This is a genomic window from Methylomarinovum tepidoasis (genome assembly GCF_030294985.1).
Taxonomy (GTDB): domain Bacteria; phylum Pseudomonadota; class Gammaproteobacteria; order Methylococcales; family Methylothermaceae; genus Methylohalobius; species Methylohalobius tepidoasis.
The window spans coordinates 2147217-2162214 of the sequence record NZ_AP024718.1 but is presented as its reverse complement, the minus strand read 5'-3'; the positions used below and the strand labels follow the sequence as shown (position 1 = coordinate 2162214).

Below are 14998 nucleotides of genomic sequence, written 5' to 3'. Positions count from 1 at the left end.
TTTCTTTAGGATGCCACAACCTGCGGGCGGACGCGCAACAGAACGGCGCCGCCGATCAAAAACAGCGCCACGATGCTGAAGATCCCCGCCCGCGGGTCGCCGGCCAGCCGGCCGGTGACCCCCACCAGCAGCGGTCCCAGTACCGCGGCGAACTTGCCCAGCATGTTGTAGAAGCCGAAGAACTCCGCCGCCATCGCTTTGGGGATCAGGTGGGCGTAGTAGGCGCGGCTGAGGGCCTGGACCCCGCCCTGGACCAAGCCGATCAATATCGCCAGGGCATAGAACTCGGTCGCCGAGTCGAGGCGGGCGGCGAACGCCGTCACCCCCACGTAGACCGCCAGCCCCAGCAGGATGGCCCGTTTGGCGCCGATCCATTCCCCCAGGCGGCCGTAGGCGACGGCGGCGGGAAAGCCGACGAACTGCACCAGCAGCAGGGCGGCGATCAGGCCTTTCCAGCCGAGGCCGATGGCCAGGCCGTAGTCCACCGCCATGCGGACGATGGTGTCCACCCCGTCGATGTAGAACCAGTAGGCCACCAGGAACAGGAACGCCGGTCGGTGGGCGCGGACGTGGCCGAGGGTGCGCGCCACCTGGCGCCAGGCATCGCCCACCAGGGACAGGCTCAGGCGGCGGCAGGGCCTCTCGTCCACCTTCCACAGCAGCGGCAGGGTGAAGACCAGCCACCACATCGCCACCGAGGCGAAGGCCAGATGCACCGCCTGTTCCGAAGAGGCCAGGCCGAACCAGTGAGGCTCGAGGGTCATGGCCACGTTGAGGGCGAACAGCAGCCCGCCGCCCAGATAGCCGAGGGCGAAGCCCAGGCTGGAGACGCGCTCGTATTCGGCCGGCGCTGCCACTTCCATCAGCAGGGAATCGTAGAAGATGTTGGCGCCGGAAAAGCCCACCAGCCCCAGGCCGAAGCAGAGCAGGGCGTAGGTGGCCATTCCCGCCTGCAGTAGCGCCAGAGCGAAGGTGGCGCAGATGCCCAGCAGCGCGAAGCCCGCCAGCAGGCGTTTGTGCAGCCGCCCCTGGTCGGCGATGGCTCCCAGCAGCGGGGCGGTCACCAGGATCAGGCCGCTGGCGGCGGCGTTGACCAGCCCGAGCTGGAACGTGCTGTCGACCGGAGCGCCGCCGTGCCAGTACTGCTTGAAGAACAGCGGGAAAAAACCGGCCATCACCGTGGTGGCGAAGGCGGAGTTGGCGAAATCGTAGAGGATCCAGGCAGTCTTCGGAGTCAAGCCGCGTGTTCCTGTGCCAAGTCGTCGAGGAAGGCATCGGCCACCTGGCGGTCCACGTGGGGCATCACCACCACGTGGGCGTGTTTGGTTCCTTTCACCGTCATGGTGGCGAGGGAATATTTTTCCACGATCCAGTCCGCCGGCTTGCGGAACCAGATGGTGTTGGAGGTTTGGCCGGCGCGCACCGGTCGCAGGTGGGGGAAATGCGCTTCCATTTGCGCCATCAGGTAGTCTGTCATCGTCAGCATGTGTTTGGCATCCTGCCTCTGGCGCGGCCGGTCTTCGGGACGGGAGAAAAACCAGAACTCCGCCGGTTTCACCGCATCCCGGGAACAGGTGATGGTCCCGGGGACATGGCCGATATATTCTGGCGTATGGACCCTGCTGAACAACCGGTTGAAAGTTTCGAAAGTGCTGTGCCGGGTGATGAAGATGCCAGCGGGGGAATGGAAGCCGAAGAACTTGTGGCAGGAGACGGCGATGGAATCGTAGCGCCCCTGTTTGTGTTTCACCTCCTCGGCATCTTCGGTATAAGGCAGATAACCGCCAAACAGGGCGGCGTCCAGATGCAGATAATGGGGGTGATTGCCCAGGGCCGCCTTGATGGCATCGACCCGGTCGATAGCGCCCTTGAAGGTGGTGCCGGTGGTGGCGACCACCAGGGCCGGGACGTCGCGGTTGGCGTTTACCTTGCGAGCCAGATCGTCGGGGTCCATGCTGGCATCGGGCAAAGTACCGACGAAAACCCGCTCTAGGCCGAGAAGATCGGTGAGGATCTGAATGGAATAGTGCGCCTCGGGGGTGAAGTAGCATTTGGGCAGTTTGCCGCTTTGCCCTTTGAGCAGGGTGCGGCCGATGTACATGCCGTGCATGTTGCTGTCGGTGCCGCTGTGGGATAAAAAGCCCCAGACATCGTCTTTGGGAAAGGCATAGACCGCGGCAAAGTTCTCGATCAGTTCGCGTTCGAAATCGTGGGTGTTGAAGGGAATGGGAGAGTGGTGGTAAGGATTGCCCACGTTGTTGTAGGCGAATCGGGTCAACCCGGTTTCCTGCAACTGGCGGCGCCAGGCGAAGAATGCCTCCGGTGGCGTGCTCATGTTGACCGGATAGCCCAGGAAACGGTTCTTGTGGCGGGCCAGGCGGGCCTTTTCCGCCAGTCGGCTGTCATTTGCCATTTCCAGTGCTTGGAGTTCCAAGCGGGGAGGTTGACATCCAGCGCTGGCAACGGCAAGACCGGCAGCGCTAAATTGAAGGAAACGGCGTCGGGTCAAGGGCATGACATATCTCCTCAATGGTTTTACCAGGATGCAAAGGCAACCGTGTTGGTCTTGTTGCAGGTTTAAGGCATCATGATGCCAGTATAAGAGGAAGCGGTCATAGTGCAGAAACACAAAGTCATCGTCATCACCGGCGTGACGGGTAGCGTCAAGATACGCATCTTGAGGTGTACGATGGGAACCAACACTGTTCTTGATGATGAACCGATGAAGCGCCTGAAGGGACAGGATCTGATCGATCCGGATTATGATGTGCGCGCCGTGCGCCGGGCGATGTCCTAGTGACGTTGGTTGTCATGTCCCCCGAACACCTCCTCCAGCATGTCTTCGGCTATCAGCAATTCCGCGGCCACCAGCGTGAGATCATCGACCACGTGGCCGGTGGCGGCGATGCTCTGGTGCTGATGCCCACCGGCGGCGGCAAGTCCCTGTGCTATCAGATTCCGGCCCTGTTGCGCCCCGGCACCGCGGTGGTGGTCTCGCCCCTGATCGCCTTGATGCAGGATCAGGTCAGCGCCCTGGAACAGCTCGGCGTCAAGGCCGCCTTCATCAATTCCAGCCTGCCACGGGAGGAGATCCGCGCGCGGGAACAACGGCTGCTGCGGGGGGAATACGATTTGGTCTACGTCGCCCCCGAGCGGCTCTGCAGCGAGGCGTTTCTGGACAAACTGGCCCGCATCCCCCTGGCGCTGCTGGCCATCGACGAGGCCCACTGCGTATCCCAGTGGGGCCACGATTTCCGTCCCGAGTACCTGCAGCTGGCGGTGCTGGCCGAGCGTTTTCCCGGCGTGCCGCGCATCGCCCTGACCGCCACCGCCGACGCCGCCACCCGCGGCGAGATCCTGGAACGCCTGCGGCTGAAGGAAGCGCGGGTGTTCGCCGCCAGTTTCGATCGTCCCAACATCCGCTATCGGGTCGCCCCCAAGGCCGCGCCACGCAAACAATTGCTGACCTTTCTGGAGGGCCACCGCGGCGAGGCCGGCATCGTCTATTGCCTGTCGCGCAAACGGGTCGAGGACACCGCCCGTTTCCTGCAACAGGCGGGATTTGCGGCGCTGCCCTACCATGCCGGTCTGGCGGCGGAAACGCGGGCGGCCCACCAGCAGCGTTTCCTCCATGAGGAGGCGGTGGTGATGGTGGCCACGGTGGCCTTCGGCATGGGCATCGACAAGCCCGACGTGCGTTTCGTCGCCCATCTGGACCTGCCCAAGAGCCTGGAGGCGTATTATCAGGAAACCGGCCGCGCCGGGCGCGACGGGCTGCCGGCGGAAGCCTGGATGCTCTACGGCCTCCAGGACGTGGTCATGGTGCGCCAGTTGCTGGCTCAGTCCCAGGCCGACGCGCGCGTCAAGCGCATCGAGCACCACAAGCTCGAGGCCCTGCTCGGGTACTGCGAAACCACCGAATGCCGCCGTCAGGTGCTGCTGCGCTATTTCGGCGAAACCCTGGCCGAACCCTGCGGCAACTGCGACACCTGCCTGGAGCCGCCGGCCGTCTGGGAGGCGACCTGTGAGGCCCGCATGGCCCTGTCGTGCGTCTATCGCACCGGCCAGCGCTTCGGCGTCAACTACCTCATCGACGTGCTGCGGGGGCAGGCCGGCGAGCGCATCCGCCAGTTCGGCCACGACCGGGTGTCCACCTTCGGCATCGGCGGGCATCTCAGCGCCGCCCAGTGGAAGTCGGTGTTCCGCCAGCTCACCGCCGCCGGTTACCTGGCCGTGGACATGGCGGGACACGGCGGCCTGCGCCTGACGGAAAAATGCCGCCCGCTGCTGCGAGGGGAGGAAACCCTGCGGCTGCGCCACGATCCCCAGGTGAGGAAGGCCGCGGCCACAAAGGACCGCCGTTCGGCCGGAATGCCGGAGGATGAGGACGGCAGGCGCCTGTGGGCGGCGTTGCGGGCGCTGCGCCGGCGGCTGGCGGAAGCGCAGCAGGTGCCGCCCTACATCATCTTCAGTGACGCCACCCTCGCCGACTTGGTCGAGCGTCGCCCCCGGGATCCCGACGCGCTGCTGGAGGTGGTGGGCATCGGCGACGCCAAACGGGAACGGTACGGGACGGCCATTCTGGCGGTGATCCGCGACCACGAGGTGGCGGCGTGAGGCGCTGGGTATTGTACGGCACCGCCGCCTGCCACCTGTGCGAGCAGGCCGAGGCGTTGCTTAAGCAGGCCGGATGCGACTTCGACAAGATCGACATCACCGCTGACGCCGACCTGACGGCGCGCTACGGCGTTCGGATTCCGGTCCTGGTCGACAGAATGCAGGATCGGGAACTGGGGTGGCCGTTCGATCTGGCCACGGTTCGGAATTTCATCGACGCGGAGGGATGACGATGGACATCGAGCGCAAGATGGAAACCGTCTGCCGCGACTGGCATGCTCGCGGTTTCAGCTGCGATCTGTGGGTCGATCCCCCAAGGCAGCGCTGGGAGGACTTCGTCCACGCCGTGGACGAGCTGGTGATGGTGCTGGAAGGAGAGATGGAATTCGAGATCGCCGGCAAGGTGTATCATCCCCAGCCGGGGGAAGAGCTGTTCATCCCCGCCGGGGCGGTGCATTCGGCCCGCAACGTCGGCACCACCACCGCCCGCTGGCTTTACGGTTACCGGAAAAAGTGAAATACGGGAGGCGAGCATGAAAGCGATCGTGACCGAACGGGCCGGAGGCCCGAATGTCCTGCAGCTGGTGGAAATGCCCAGGCCCCGGATCGAACGGGACGATCAGGTGCTGGTGGAGATCCGGGCGGTGGGGGTCAACCCCATCGACTACAAGATGCGCAACGACCTGGACCGCTTTCCGGTGACGAAACCGGCGATCCTCGGTTGCGACGGGGCCGGCGTCGTCACCGAGGTGGGGGCGGGCGTGGCGCGCTTCAAGCCCGGGGACGAAGTCTATTTCTGCCAGCCCGGCTTCAACGGCCGCCAGGGCACCTATGCCGAGTATGCCGTGGTGGACGAAGCCCTGGTGGCCCACAAGCCGAAATCCCTGGACTTCGTTCATGCCGCCGCCGCCCCCTTAGTGCTCATCACCGCCTGGGAGGCCCTCTACGACCGGGCCCGTTTGCAGAACGGCCAGACGGTGCTGGTTCCCGGCGGCGCCGGTGGGGTCGGCCACATGGCCATCCAGCTGGCCAGGATCGTCGGCGCCCGGGTGGCGAGCTCGGTCAGCAGCGACGACAAGGCCCGTTTCGTAGCGGAACTGGGGGCCGAGCGGGTGATTTGCTACCGCAGCGAAGACGTGGTCGAGGCGGTCCGGTCCTGGACCGGGGGAGAAGGGGTCGATGTCGCTTTCGACACCCTGGGCGATGACGTGTTCCGCCAGTGCTGCGCCGCCGCCAGGGTGTACGGCGATCTGGTCACCATCCTGCTGCCGCCTCCCGACATCGACTGGACTGACGCCCGGATCCGCAATCTGCGCATCTCCCTGGAAATGATGCTGACGCCGGTGCTGCTGGAACTGCCGGAATGGGAAAAGCACCAGGGCCACATCCTCGCCAGCGCCGCCGAACTGTTCGATCAGGGCCGGCTCAAGGTGCAGGTGGCCAGGACCTTCCCGCTGGAGGAAGCGGCCGCCGCCCAGGAATACCTGGAAAAACGGCATCCTATCGGCAAGGTCGTGCTGACCCTGGCGTAACGGCGCAGAAACGGCTCATTCCAGAACCAACAGACGGCCCGTCCGGGGCCGCGGGTGGCGCCATTGGGCGAACCAGCGGCCCCGGGCGGGCCATAATTTTTCCTGGACCGGCTCGATCAGGGTTTCCCGGCTCAAGAGGTTCGTCAGGATCTGTGGATTCGGCAGGGTGTTGGCGAGCGCCACGGTCAGCGCCCCCATCGCCAGGGTGGCCTTGAGATCCCGGCCAAAGGGCTTGAGGGCGGTGCCGAAGGAACGCTTCAGGCGCCCGCCGAGCAGATCGACGCTGAACAGCTCGTCCAGGGTCAGGTGGACGCAGTAGCCCAGCCCGACGAACAGCCCCTGCAGCCAGGCCAGACGCGGGGAAGCACTGGTGAAGTGGTAGGAGAGGCTGGTGGTCAGGAGCGTGAAGAAGACGACCGCCAGTAGCGAATGGAACACGCCGCGGTGTTCGGTCAGGCGCAGGAACAGCTCGAAGACGAGATAACGGACGGCGGCGAAGACGGCGGCCGCCAGGACGCACAGCTCGCTGATGCTGAAGCGGTAATGTTCCAGCATGTAGAAGACGGCCTCAAAGGCTGCCGCCAGTCCCAGCAGGGTGAAGACCAGTCGCACCGGCGTGGAGTTGTCGGCGTCGATGTCCGGTAGCAGCCCGCCCAAAACCCCAAGTGCGAACAGGAGCGGGGCTTGGTGGGCATCCACCAGGCCGATATCGGCGACCGTGGTCGCTGCCGCGCCGCTGATCAGGGTGGCGGCGCCGAGGTGGGTCTTGAAATTGGCCATATCGGGAAAAAGTTCGAATCTGTCCTTGAGTATACGTAAAAAGAAGGAACGAAAGCGGTTTTTACCGTCATCCAAATGGTGCTGTCGGTGTTTGGACGGGTATCATAGATAGGCTTTTTCTTAACTTTCAGGGAGTGGCCATGCCTGTCGTAACGCGCGCCTGGGTTCCGCTGGCGGTTCTGTTGCTGCTGTTGACCGCCTGTTCCTTCTCCGAAAGCAGCAAGGTGTTTTCCAAGAGCGTTTCCAGTCCCTTTTCCTGGAGCAGCGACAGCTCGTCTCCGGCGAAGGAGAAAAAATATCAGGAGGAGGTGGCTGACTACACCTCGGCCTATGTTCGTTCCACCGCGAAGGAGACGGACATCGAACGTTTCCGCAAAGGGCTTGCGGAGATCGCCGCACGGATCGGCATTCCCGACTGGGAGAATCATCCAGCGACTTTCTATGGTATCGGTCAAGGGCTTCGCAAGGCCGGTCTCGAGGGGATCGAATATGAAACCTTCAAAAAGAATCTGGCCGGCGATGATTATGCCAAGATCCAGGACATCGACAAGGGTTACCAGGGCAAGGTGTACGTCAGGGAAGGGGATTGACGGCCGGGCGGAATGACCGTCCGTCTGTTGTGGTGGCTTCTGTGGTTGCCGCTCACCGCCCTGACTGAGGAGCGGCAGTCGCAGCTCGGCTACCTTTATATCGTGGCCGCCGAAGGCAATGCCAGTGGTGGTCATGTGGCGGTTCAGTTTGACGATGCCGTCTATCATTTCCAGCACCATGATGGTGGACTGATCCGTCTGCACCGGGACAGTGTCCGGGATTTCGAATACCGCTACCGGTTTCTGGAGAACCGTGATATCCACGCCTCGTGGCTGACGGTCGCGCCCGATGCGTTTGCGCGTCTGCGTGAACGTTTCGAAAGCCGTTACCAGATCCAGCGACTGCAGTTTGGGCTGGCGGGGCTGCTGGCGCAGGAAGCGGTCTGGCTGACCGCGATGGCCGGCGGTCAGCCGGTTCCCCTCGATCTGGCCGGGGCGGGATTGTTCTTCGACGCGTTGGCCGGGGCCGATCGGCCGCCGCCAGTGCGCGAACCGGTGCTGGCACGGCTGGCGCGGAATCTGGGAACCGCCGTTCTCGATGCCCGTATTCGGGCGGTCGAAACCGCTCTGCGGCAGTTGCGCCCGGTTGCCTGGGAGGCGGCGCGCTTCGTCAGCGACGATCCGGATTTCGTCCCGCCGGCCCCCTATGCCTTCTCTGAGCGCTATCAAGATCTGCTCACCCTGCGTCTCGCTCTGCAGGCATTGCGTCAGGCCCGTCCATTGCGTCCAGGGGTGCTGCAGACGCCCATCGCGGCCGCATTCCGGCTCACGCCCGGGGTTCGCACCGCCCTGTGCGGGTTCCACGCCGCCCTGGAGGAGCGGATCGCCCGTCTGGTACGGGCGTCACAGCCCGACAGCGGTGCCGCGCTGGCAATCCTGCTGGCCCGGCTGATCGCCGTCAGCCGCAGCTGTGACAGTGGTTATCTGGCCTTTCTCGACCGCTTCGAGCCCGATGCACAGGCGCTGGCGCCAGAACGGGTCAATCCCGATCCCGCCTTTTGGCGGCCTCTGCTGCAGCGGGAGCGGGCGCATCTGGTGTCGGTCCTGGAAAGGCTGACGGATGGCGGTGTTGATGGTGTTCGCTATGCCGGGCTGGAGGTCGCCGCCAACCGTTATCACGAGTTGAGTCGTGCTCTGGTGAGCGGAACCCCCATCCGCCTGTTCGGTATCGGTGCGCTGCCGGACAGGCCGTTGCGGGCGCCTCTTGTCGTCACTATGGCCGTTCCATCGTCACAGCTGCGACACCGGTTGGAGGAGGTGCGGCGCGCCCACCGACACTGGCGGTCATCGCTGCGGCAGCTGTACCGCTACGATCTGTTGTCCCGCAATTGCGTCACCGAAGCCCTGAGAACGCTGGGGGTGAAGGTCCGGATGGCGCGGGGGGATTTCATTCCGTTCCGTTCCGCTCTGGCGGTGGCCAGGCATTATCCCGTCCGGGAACGCCGCCTTCTTCTTTCTTACCGTCACGGTCGCCTGCGCCAGCGCTACCACGAAGCTCCGGCGTGGCGGGTCTATCTGCAGGAGTTCAATACCCTGACCTCAACCTTGTATCGGCCCAACGGTGAGGATTCGGCCTTTCTCTTCTTCACCGATGACGTGTTCTGGTCACGCCCCCTCTACGGCGGTATCAACATCGGCGTTGATCTGGCGCTAGCCGGTGCCGGGCTGATGACATTGCCCTTCGACCGGGGATCGCTGTTACAGCGGAGCGTGCGCGGATTGTTCAGCGGTTTGGTGGAGCTGGGGTTCGGCAACATCCGCAAGGGTTCCTACCTCTACTTGCCCCCCGAACCTCCCCTGCTGTCGTCACCCTAGCGTATCCATCCGGGAGACACCGGTCAGGGAGAACGGCTTCAATCCCGCAATGCTTCCGCCACCCGCAGGCGCAGGTCGTAAGGGACTGTCTGGTTGATGATGAGAGCGAAGGTCTTGTCGCCTCCGTCGATGTAGCCGGCATAACTGCTGACGCCTTTGAGGGTGCCGGTCTTGGCGCGGATGCCGGGGATGCGCTGTGGCAGCAGCCGGGCGTAGGGGCGCAGGCGCTGCAGCACCTCCACCAGCTGTCGGGCCGAGAGGCGGTTGCGGCGCGACAGGCCGGCGCCCTCGAGCACCCGCCAGTTGCGCCAGTGGAAGCGGGCGCCGATGAAGTCTGCGGCGGCGCGCCGGCCTTTCTCCAGCGTCGCTGGCGGGCCGAAACGTTCCGCGCCCAGCAGCAGGAACAGCTGGTTGGCGATGAAATTGTTGGAGTATTTCAACATGCCGGCCACAATCCGGTCCAGGGGATGGCGGTTGCGGTGGCGGACGATCAGCCTAGCATTGTCCGGAACCGGGGTGTGGACGATGGTTCCCGTGACCTCGATCTCCCTTTGGCGCAGTTTCTCCCGCAGCACTTCGGCGAAATACCGGGCAGCGTCGGTGCGGTGGCCGAGGTTGATCCGGTGGCGGCCGTCGGGCAGGCGGCGGGCCAGCTGCCGGGCCAGCGGGGTCAAGGGGGTCTGGGGTTCGGCGCTGCTCAGGCGGCCGCCGCGCTTCTCTACGTGCAGGGTGTTGAAGTTGACCGCCAGCGCGCCCAGGGCGGCATCGTAGGGATTGTCGGTTTCCGTCTGGCCGTCCACCGTCAGCGGGCCGGCGAAATGACCGTCATCGACGCCGATGCCGGCGATCCGCCCGATTCCGGCCGCCTTGAGTTCGGTGACGATGCCATCCAGCTCCTCCGAGGTCAGCCAGGGATCCCCGTAGCCCCGAATCCAAAGGCGGCCGTCGGCGCCGCGGAGGAAATCGGTGGTGAAGCGGTGATCCGGCCCCCAGGTCTGCAGGGCCATCAGCGCGGTCAGCAGCTTGAGGGTCGAGGCGGGGATCAGGGGGCGGTCGGGATGGTAGGCGCGCACTTCCCGCCCCTGGGAATCGACCACCAGCAGGGCGGCGTCGGGGAGGGTGTAAAGACGCAGCAGGGCGGTGGGGCGGCCGACTGCCGCCCAGGATAGCAGAAGGAGACAGAGACACAGCAGGGGGCGCATAGGCCCCCAAGTGTATCAGCTTTTGCGTCGCTTCGGGTCGCCCTCCGATTCCGCCAGGGGCACCCCGCCGCGGGCTTCGCATTCCTGTGGGGAGACATAGAGATAACCGCGCCCCTTGCATTCGTTCTGCCCCTTGCAGGCGTTGAAGGCGGTGGCGCAGGCGGTGGTGCCCTTGCAGTCGTTGATGCCCCAGCAGGCGATTTCGCTTTCTTCCGGCGCTGGGGCGTATTGTTCCACCGACTTGGCCAGGCCGTAGAAAGCGCTGGCGGCGGCGACGCTGATGGCTGCGCCGGTGAGACGGCGGCGCTGGGGATCGATACTTTCCTCCGCCTCGCACACCGCCTCGCAGGCGGGCGCACGGCGGGCGAGGACGAAGTCCCAGACCTGGGCGGCGACGAACGCCAGCAGCCCTGCGACCACCAGGGCGTTCTGCGGCGCCAGGCCGGTCACCGTGAACCAGAGGGCGAAAGCGGCCAACAGGCCGCCGGCCAGGGCCAGTCCGAAGGGGCCGCCGTGGCCGTGGCGGCGGCGGTTGCGGTACAGCAGCCACAGGCTCAGCGCCAAAAAGGCGGTGAACAGCGGATACAGATAGACGTCGTTGAGCAGAAATCCCAGTCCCACCGCGGTGGCGGCGCTGAGCGCCAGCGGCAGGCCCAGGCAGCAGGCGGCGCCGAAGGTGCCGAAGAACTGAGCGAGACGGTCTTTCATGGCGTGTTCCTCCTAGCCTGCACAGCAGGACAGTTGTTTGACGTCTTTGGAAAAGGTCTGGGCGCACAGCTTCAGGCCCTCCACCATGGTGAGGTAGGGGAACAGCTGGTCGGCCAGTTGCTCGACGGTCATGCGGTTACGGATGGCCAGGGCGGCGCTTTGGACCACCTCGCCGCCTTCGTGGGCCAGAATCTGGGCGCCGAGCAGGCGGCCGGAGGATTTCTCCCGCACCAGTTTGACGAAGCCGGTGGTGTCGAAATTGGCCAGCGCCCGCGGCACGTTGTCCAGAGACAGAGTGCGGGTCTCCACCTCGAGACCCTGTTCCTGCGCCTGACGCTCGTCGAGTCCCACCACCGCCACCTGGGGATCGGTGAAGATCACCTCCGGCAGCGCCGTCAGATCCAGTCGGGCCTCGCCGCCGGTCATGTTGATGGCGGCGCGGGTGCCGGCGGCGGCGGCCACGTAGACGTACTGGGGCAGCTGGGTGCAGTCGCCGGCGGCATAGATGTGGGGCTGGCTGGTGCGCAGGTGGTCGTCGACGACGATGGCGCCGCTGGCGTCGGTGCGCACGCCGGCCTTGTCCAGCTGGAGTCCTTGGATGTTGGGCGGCCGCCCGGTGGCCACCAGCAGGCGGTCGCCGTACAGCACGCCGTGGCTGGTTTCGACGCTGAAACGGCCCTTGCCGAACCAGCGCCTGCGGTAACTTACCGTCTGGAACCGGGTTTCGGTCAGGATGCGCATGCCTTCCTGTTCCAGGGCCGCCTGCAGGCCGGCGCCCAGGTCGGGATCGTAGCGCCGCAGCAGGCGGGAGCGGGCCAGCAGGGTGACCTTGGCCCCCAGACGCAGGAACGCCTGGGCCAGTTCCAGGGCGACCACCGAAGCGCCGATGACGATCAGGTGCTGCGGTATCTCCTCGGCCACCAGGGCCTCGGTGGAGGTCCAGAAAGGTGTGTCCTTCAATCCCGGAATGGGGGGGACGGCTGGATGGGAGCCGGTGGCGATGAGGATTTTCTCAGGTTGGAGGGTACGGATTCCCGTCGCCGTTTCCACCGCCAGCGTCTTGGCATCCTCGAAACGGGCGAATCCCTGGATCAGCTCGATTTCCGGATGGGCGGCGAGGATGTCCTCGTATTTGGCCCGGCGCAGTTCGGCCACCCGCGCCTGCTGCTGGGCGACACCGGCGGCGCGGTCGATATGGGGATCGTGCCGTTCGATGCCGGCGAAGGGGTGGTTGCGCTGCAGGTGGGCCACGTAGGCCGAGCGGATCATGATCTTCGACGGCACGCAGCCGACGTTGACGCAGGTGCCGCCGATGATCGGATTCTTCTCGATCAGGAAAATCCTTTTGACACCCCGTTCGCTGGCCTTGAGCGCGCAGGCGAAGGCCGCCGAGCCCGAGCCGATGATGGCGATTACGGCCGGCACTTGTACGCTTTCAGGGGTGGGCGTTGCATCGCCGTGGCGGGCGCGATAGCCTTTGGCCTCGATGGTGGCCATCACCGCGGTCAGATCGGTGGGGCCGCTGAGTTCCACCACCGCCTGGGGCGGCGTGTAGGTGACGCGGGCGCGGACGCCGGGCAATCGCTCCAGCGCCCGTTCCAGGCCCGGCGCGCAGGTGGGGCAGTGCATGCCTTCGATGGTGAGAACGTAGGAAGCCATGAGCTTTCTCCTGCAATGTCGAGGCTTCCAAGGTTACACCTCGTAGGCAGCTACGGAGTCAAGTAGAATTTCGATGGAGGCAAGCCGTGCTGGAAATCGTCCAGATTCCGGTTCTCAGCGACAATTACGTTTATCTGCTGCACGAGAACGCATCCGGTCAGACCGCGGTCGTGGACCCGGCGGAGGCGGAACCGGTGCTGGCGGCCCTGGGGCAACGCGGCTGGAACCTGGACTACGTCCTCAACACCCACCATCACTGGGACCACGTGGGGGCGAATCTGGTCCTGAAGCAGGCGGCCGGCTGCCGGGTGATCGGTTTCCGGGGGGATGCCCGGCGGATTCCCGGCATCGATGTGCAACTGGCGGAGGGGGATGTCTTCGCGCTGGGGGAGCGCCGCGCCCGGGTGCTGGAGGTGCCAGGACACACCCTGGGACACGTCGCCTACTGGTTCGAGACGGACGCCGCGCTGTTCTGCGGCGACACCCTGTTCGCCCTGGGGTGCGGGCGTCTGTTCGAGGGTACCCCGGCGCAGATGTGGGATTCGCTGTGCAAGCTGCGGCGATTGCCGGACCAGACCCGGGTCTGCTGCGCCCACGAGTACACCCTCAAGAACGCCCGCTTCGCCCTCACCATCGAACCGGACCATCCGCCGTTGCTGGAGCGGGTGCGCCGGGTCGAGGCGCTGCGGGCGCAGGACCTGCCGACGGTGCCGTCCCTGCTGGGGGAGGAGAAGGCCACCAACCCCTTCCTGCGTGCCGACGATCCTGAGCTGCAGGCCCGCCTGGGAATGGCCGGGGCCCCCGCGGTGGAGGTCTTCGCCGAGCTGCGCCGCCGCCGTGATCGTTTCTGAGCTGCGCAAAGTCGTCTCCGGCGGGCAGACCGGGGTGGACCGCGCCGCCCTCGATACGGCCCTGGAACGGGGGATCGCCTGTGACGGCTGGTGTCCCCAGGGGCGCCTGGCGGAGGACGGCCCGCTGCCGCCGCGCTATCCCCTGACCGAGTTGCCCGGCGGCGGTAGCCGCCGCACCCGTGCCAACGTGGCTGACAGCGATGCGACGCTGATCGTCTATTTCGAGGAACTGCGCGGCGGTACCCTTGAGACCCTGCGCGACTGTCTGACGCTGGACAAACCCTTCAAGCTGATCGACGCCGCTTTGGTGCCTGCAGCGCGGGCGGCGGAAGCGGTGGCGCGGTTTCTGGGCCGCCACCGGATCGAGGTGCTCAACGTCGCCGGCCCGCGGGCGAGCCAGTGGTGCGGTGGCTATGCCTATGCCCGGGAGCTGCTGATCCGGCTGCTGGCGGGTCAGCGCACGCCGTAGACCACGATGGTCTTGCCGTGGGCCGTAAGCAGCCCTTCCTCCTCCAGGTTTTTCAATACCCGCCCGGCCATTTCCCGCGAGCAGCCGACGATACGTCCCAGTTCCTGGCGGGTGATGCGGATCTGCATGCCGTCCGGGTGGGTCATGGCATCCGGTTCCTTGCACAGGTCGATCAGGGTGCGGGCGATGCGTCCGGTGACGTCGAGAAAGGCGAGATGGCCCACCTTGCGGCTGGTCTGCAACAGCCGCCGCGACACCTGCCGTCCCAAGGTGCGCAGTAGTTCGGCGGCGTGGGGGGCCAGTTCGTTGCGGAGGCAGTGCTCCAGGCGCTGATAGCTGATTTCCGCCAGTTGGCAGGGTTCGCGGGTGCGGACCGTGACCTCACGCTGCCGTTCCCCCAGGAATACCCCGATTTCGCCGATGAACTCCCCTTTGTTGAGATAGCCGAGAATCAGCTCCCGGTTTTCGTCTTCCTGGATGCTGATGCTGACCGAGCCTTCGATAAGGTAGTAAAGGGTGTCGCCGGAATCACCGGGTTTGATGATGTCCGTGCGTTTCGGGTAACGGCGCCGGTGGCAGCAGGCCAGAAAGGCTTGAAGGCAGTCGTCGTTCTGCACGATGGGTTGCGGTTGAGCTTGCATGGTCCTGCCTGGTCCGTGGATGACGTATTTAAGTCTAGGCCAGCCCGGCGATCTGTAAAGGCAGGTGATGTGCGGAGATCATTGTGCAGGCGCCGGCAGGGAAGCAGGGTAACGCAAGAACGCTACGTCCACCC

16 protein-coding genes are annotated in these 14998 nt (G+C 65.3%); 9 read left to right on the top strand and 7 right to left on the bottom strand.

Annotated elements, in window-relative coordinates; genetic code table 11:
• Positions 1-5: 5 nt before the first annotated feature.
• On the bottom strand, positions 6-1238 hold the full coding sequence (locus MIN45_RS10890; RefSeq protein WP_286292201.1) for an MFS transporter: 1233 nt from the start codon (positions 1236-1238) through the stop codon (positions 6-8).
• Positions 1235-2515 (bottom strand): pyridoxal-dependent decarboxylase, encoded by a 1281-nt coding sequence (locus MIN45_RS10885; protein ID WP_286292198.1) that lies wholly within the window; start codon positions 2513-2515, stop codon positions 1235-1237. The genes MIN45_RS10890 and MIN45_RS10885 overlap by 4 nt, the downstream gene beginning before the upstream one ends.
• A gap of 102 nt (positions 2516-2617) precedes the next feature.
• Between MIN45_RS10885 and MIN45_RS10880 the strand changes: the two genes are divergently transcribed.
• From MIN45_RS10880 to MIN45_RS10860, 5 genes are read left to right on the top strand one after another with little or no spacing between them, the layout of a single operon-like run.
• Complete coding sequence (locus tag MIN45_RS10880) at positions 2618-2797, top strand: hypothetical protein (RefSeq protein ID WP_286292195.1); 180 nt, start codon at positions 2618-2620, stop codon at positions 2795-2797.
• Between the two features lie 14 nt (positions 2798-2811).
• Positions 2812-4617 carry a DNA helicase RecQ gene (gene recQ, locus MIN45_RS10875; RefSeq protein ID WP_286292193.1) on the top strand — a complete coding sequence of 602 codons (1806 nt, stop codon included), beginning with the start codon at positions 2812-2814 and terminating at the stop codon, positions 4615-4617.
• Complete coding sequence (locus tag MIN45_RS10870) at positions 4614-4847, top strand: glutaredoxin family protein (RefSeq protein WP_286292187.1); 234 nt, start codon at positions 4614-4616, stop codon at positions 4845-4847. Before recQ ends, MIN45_RS10870 begins: the two co-directional genes overlap by 4 nt.
• A gap of 2 nt (positions 4848-4849) precedes the next feature.
• A complete protein-coding gene (locus MIN45_RS10865; RefSeq protein WP_286292183.1) occupies positions 4850-5134 on the top strand; it encodes a cupin domain-containing protein in 285 nt (94 codons plus the stop codon).
• Positions 5135-5150: 16 nt separating this feature from the next.
• The gene (locus tag MIN45_RS10860) at positions 5151-6149 is read left to right on the top strand and encodes a zinc-dependent alcohol dehydrogenase family protein (protein ID WP_286292181.1); all 999 of its coding nucleotides are present in this window, start codon (positions 5151-5153) and stop codon (positions 6147-6149) included.
• Between the two features lie 15 nt (positions 6150-6164).
• Here MIN45_RS10860 and MIN45_RS10855 read toward each other — a convergent pair whose 3' ends face one another.
• On the bottom strand, positions 6165-6929 hold the full coding sequence (locus MIN45_RS10855; protein WP_286292177.1) for a metal-dependent hydrolase: 765 nt from the start codon (positions 6927-6929) through the stop codon (positions 6165-6167).
• Between the two features lie 140 nt (positions 6930-7069).
• On the opposite strand from MIN45_RS10855, the gene MIN45_RS10850 reads away from it, so the two are divergent.
• Together MIN45_RS10850 and MIN45_RS10845 are read left to right on the top strand one after the other, a co-directional pair.
• Positions 7070-7519: a putative lipoprotein gene (locus MIN45_RS10850; RefSeq protein WP_286292174.1), complete on the top strand. Its 450-nt coding sequence runs from the start codon at positions 7070-7072 to the stop codon at positions 7517-7519.
• 12 nt (positions 7520-7531) lie between these two features.
• Positions 7532-9334: a hypothetical protein gene (locus tag MIN45_RS10845; RefSeq protein ID WP_286292171.1), complete on the top strand. Its 1803-nt coding sequence runs from the start codon at positions 7532-7534 to the stop codon at positions 9332-9334.
• Positions 9335-9372: 38 nt separating this feature from the next.
• Here MIN45_RS10845 and MIN45_RS10840 read toward each other — a convergent pair whose 3' ends face one another.
• Genes MIN45_RS10840 through merA form a run of 3 tightly spaced genes read right to left on the bottom strand, consistent with a single transcriptional unit; the run spans position 9373 to position 12903 of the window.
• Positions 9373-10536, bottom strand: a complete 1164-nt coding sequence (locus MIN45_RS10840; RefSeq protein ID WP_286292167.1) for a D-alanyl-D-alanine carboxypeptidase/D-alanyl-D-alanine-endopeptidase — start codon at positions 10534-10536, stop codon at positions 9373-9375.
• Positions 10537-10551: 15 nt separating this feature from the next.
• Positions 10552-11244: a BufA2 family periplasmic bufferin-type metallophore gene (gene bufA2, locus MIN45_RS10835; protein WP_286292164.1), complete on the bottom strand. Its 693-nt coding sequence runs from the start codon at positions 11242-11244 to the stop codon at positions 10552-10554.
• 12 nt (positions 11245-11256) lie between these two features.
• Positions 11257-12903: a mercury(II) reductase gene (gene merA / locus MIN45_RS10830; protein ID WP_286292159.1), complete on the bottom strand. Its 1647-nt coding sequence runs from the start codon at positions 12901-12903 to the stop codon at positions 11257-11259.
• Between the two features lie 86 nt (positions 12904-12989).
• Here merA and gloB point away from each other — a divergent pair, with 86 nt between their 5' ends.
• Positions 12990-13754: a hydroxyacylglutathione hydrolase gene (gene gloB, locus MIN45_RS10825; protein ID WP_286292157.1), complete on the top strand. Its 765-nt coding sequence runs from the start codon at positions 12990-12992 to the stop codon at positions 13752-13754.
• A complete protein-coding gene (locus tag MIN45_RS10820) occupies positions 13741-14223 on the top strand; it encodes a putative molybdenum carrier protein (RefSeq protein WP_286292156.1) in 483 nt (160 codons plus the stop codon). The genes gloB and MIN45_RS10820 overlap by 14 nt, the downstream gene beginning before the upstream one ends.
• Here MIN45_RS10820 and crp read toward each other — a convergent pair.
• Positions 14208-14864 carry a cAMP-activated global transcriptional regulator CRP gene (crp, locus tag MIN45_RS10815; protein WP_286292152.1) on the bottom strand — a complete coding sequence of 219 codons (657 nt, stop codon included), beginning with the start codon at positions 14862-14864 and terminating at the stop codon, positions 14208-14210. The genes MIN45_RS10820 and crp overlap by 16 nt on opposite strands.
• Positions 14865-14998: the final 134 nt, after the last annotated feature.

Excerpts from the sequence above, each read along its gene's own strand:
- MIN45_RS10845 (WP_286292171.1), top strand. The coding sequence starts at position 7,532 with ATGACCGTCCGTCTGTTGTGGTGGCTTCTGTGGTTGCCGCTCACCGCC.
- merA (WP_286292159.1), bottom strand. The coding sequence starts at position 12,903 with ATGGCTTCCTACGTTCTCACCATCGAAGGCATGCACTGCCCCACCTGC.
- MIN45_RS10840 (WP_286292167.1), bottom strand. The coding sequence starts at position 10,536 with ATGCGCCCCCTGCTGTGTCTCTGTCTCCTTCTGCTATCCTGGGCGGCA.
- MIN45_RS10860 (WP_286292181.1), top strand. The coding sequence starts at position 5,151 with ATGAAAGCGATCGTGACCGAACGGGCCGGAGGCCCGAATGTCCTGCAG.
- MIN45_RS10855 (WP_286292177.1), bottom strand. The coding sequence starts at position 6,929 with ATGGCCAATTTCAAGACCCACCTCGGCGCCGCCACCCTGATCAGCGGC.
- recQ (WP_286292193.1), top strand. The coding sequence starts at position 2,812 with ATGTCCCCCGAACACCTCCTCCAGCATGTCTTCGGCTATCAGCAATTC.
- MIN45_RS10865 (WP_286292183.1), top strand. The coding sequence starts at position 4,850 with ATGGACATCGAGCGCAAGATGGAAACCGTCTGCCGCGACTGGCATGCT.
- MIN45_RS10885 (WP_286292198.1), bottom strand. The coding sequence starts at position 2,515 with ATGCCCTTGACCCGACGCCGTTTCCTTCAATTTAGCGCTGCCGGTCTT.
- bufA2 (WP_286292164.1), bottom strand. The coding sequence starts at position 11,244 with ATGAAAGACCGTCTCGCTCAGTTCTTCGGCACCTTCGGCGCCGCCTGC.
- MIN45_RS10850 (WP_286292174.1), top strand. The coding sequence starts at position 7,070 with ATGCCTGTCGTAACGCGCGCCTGGGTTCCGCTGGCGGTTCTGTTGCTG.
- crp (WP_286292152.1), bottom strand. The coding sequence starts at position 14,864 with ATGCAAGCTCAACCGCAACCCATCGTGCAGAACGACGACTGCCTTCAA.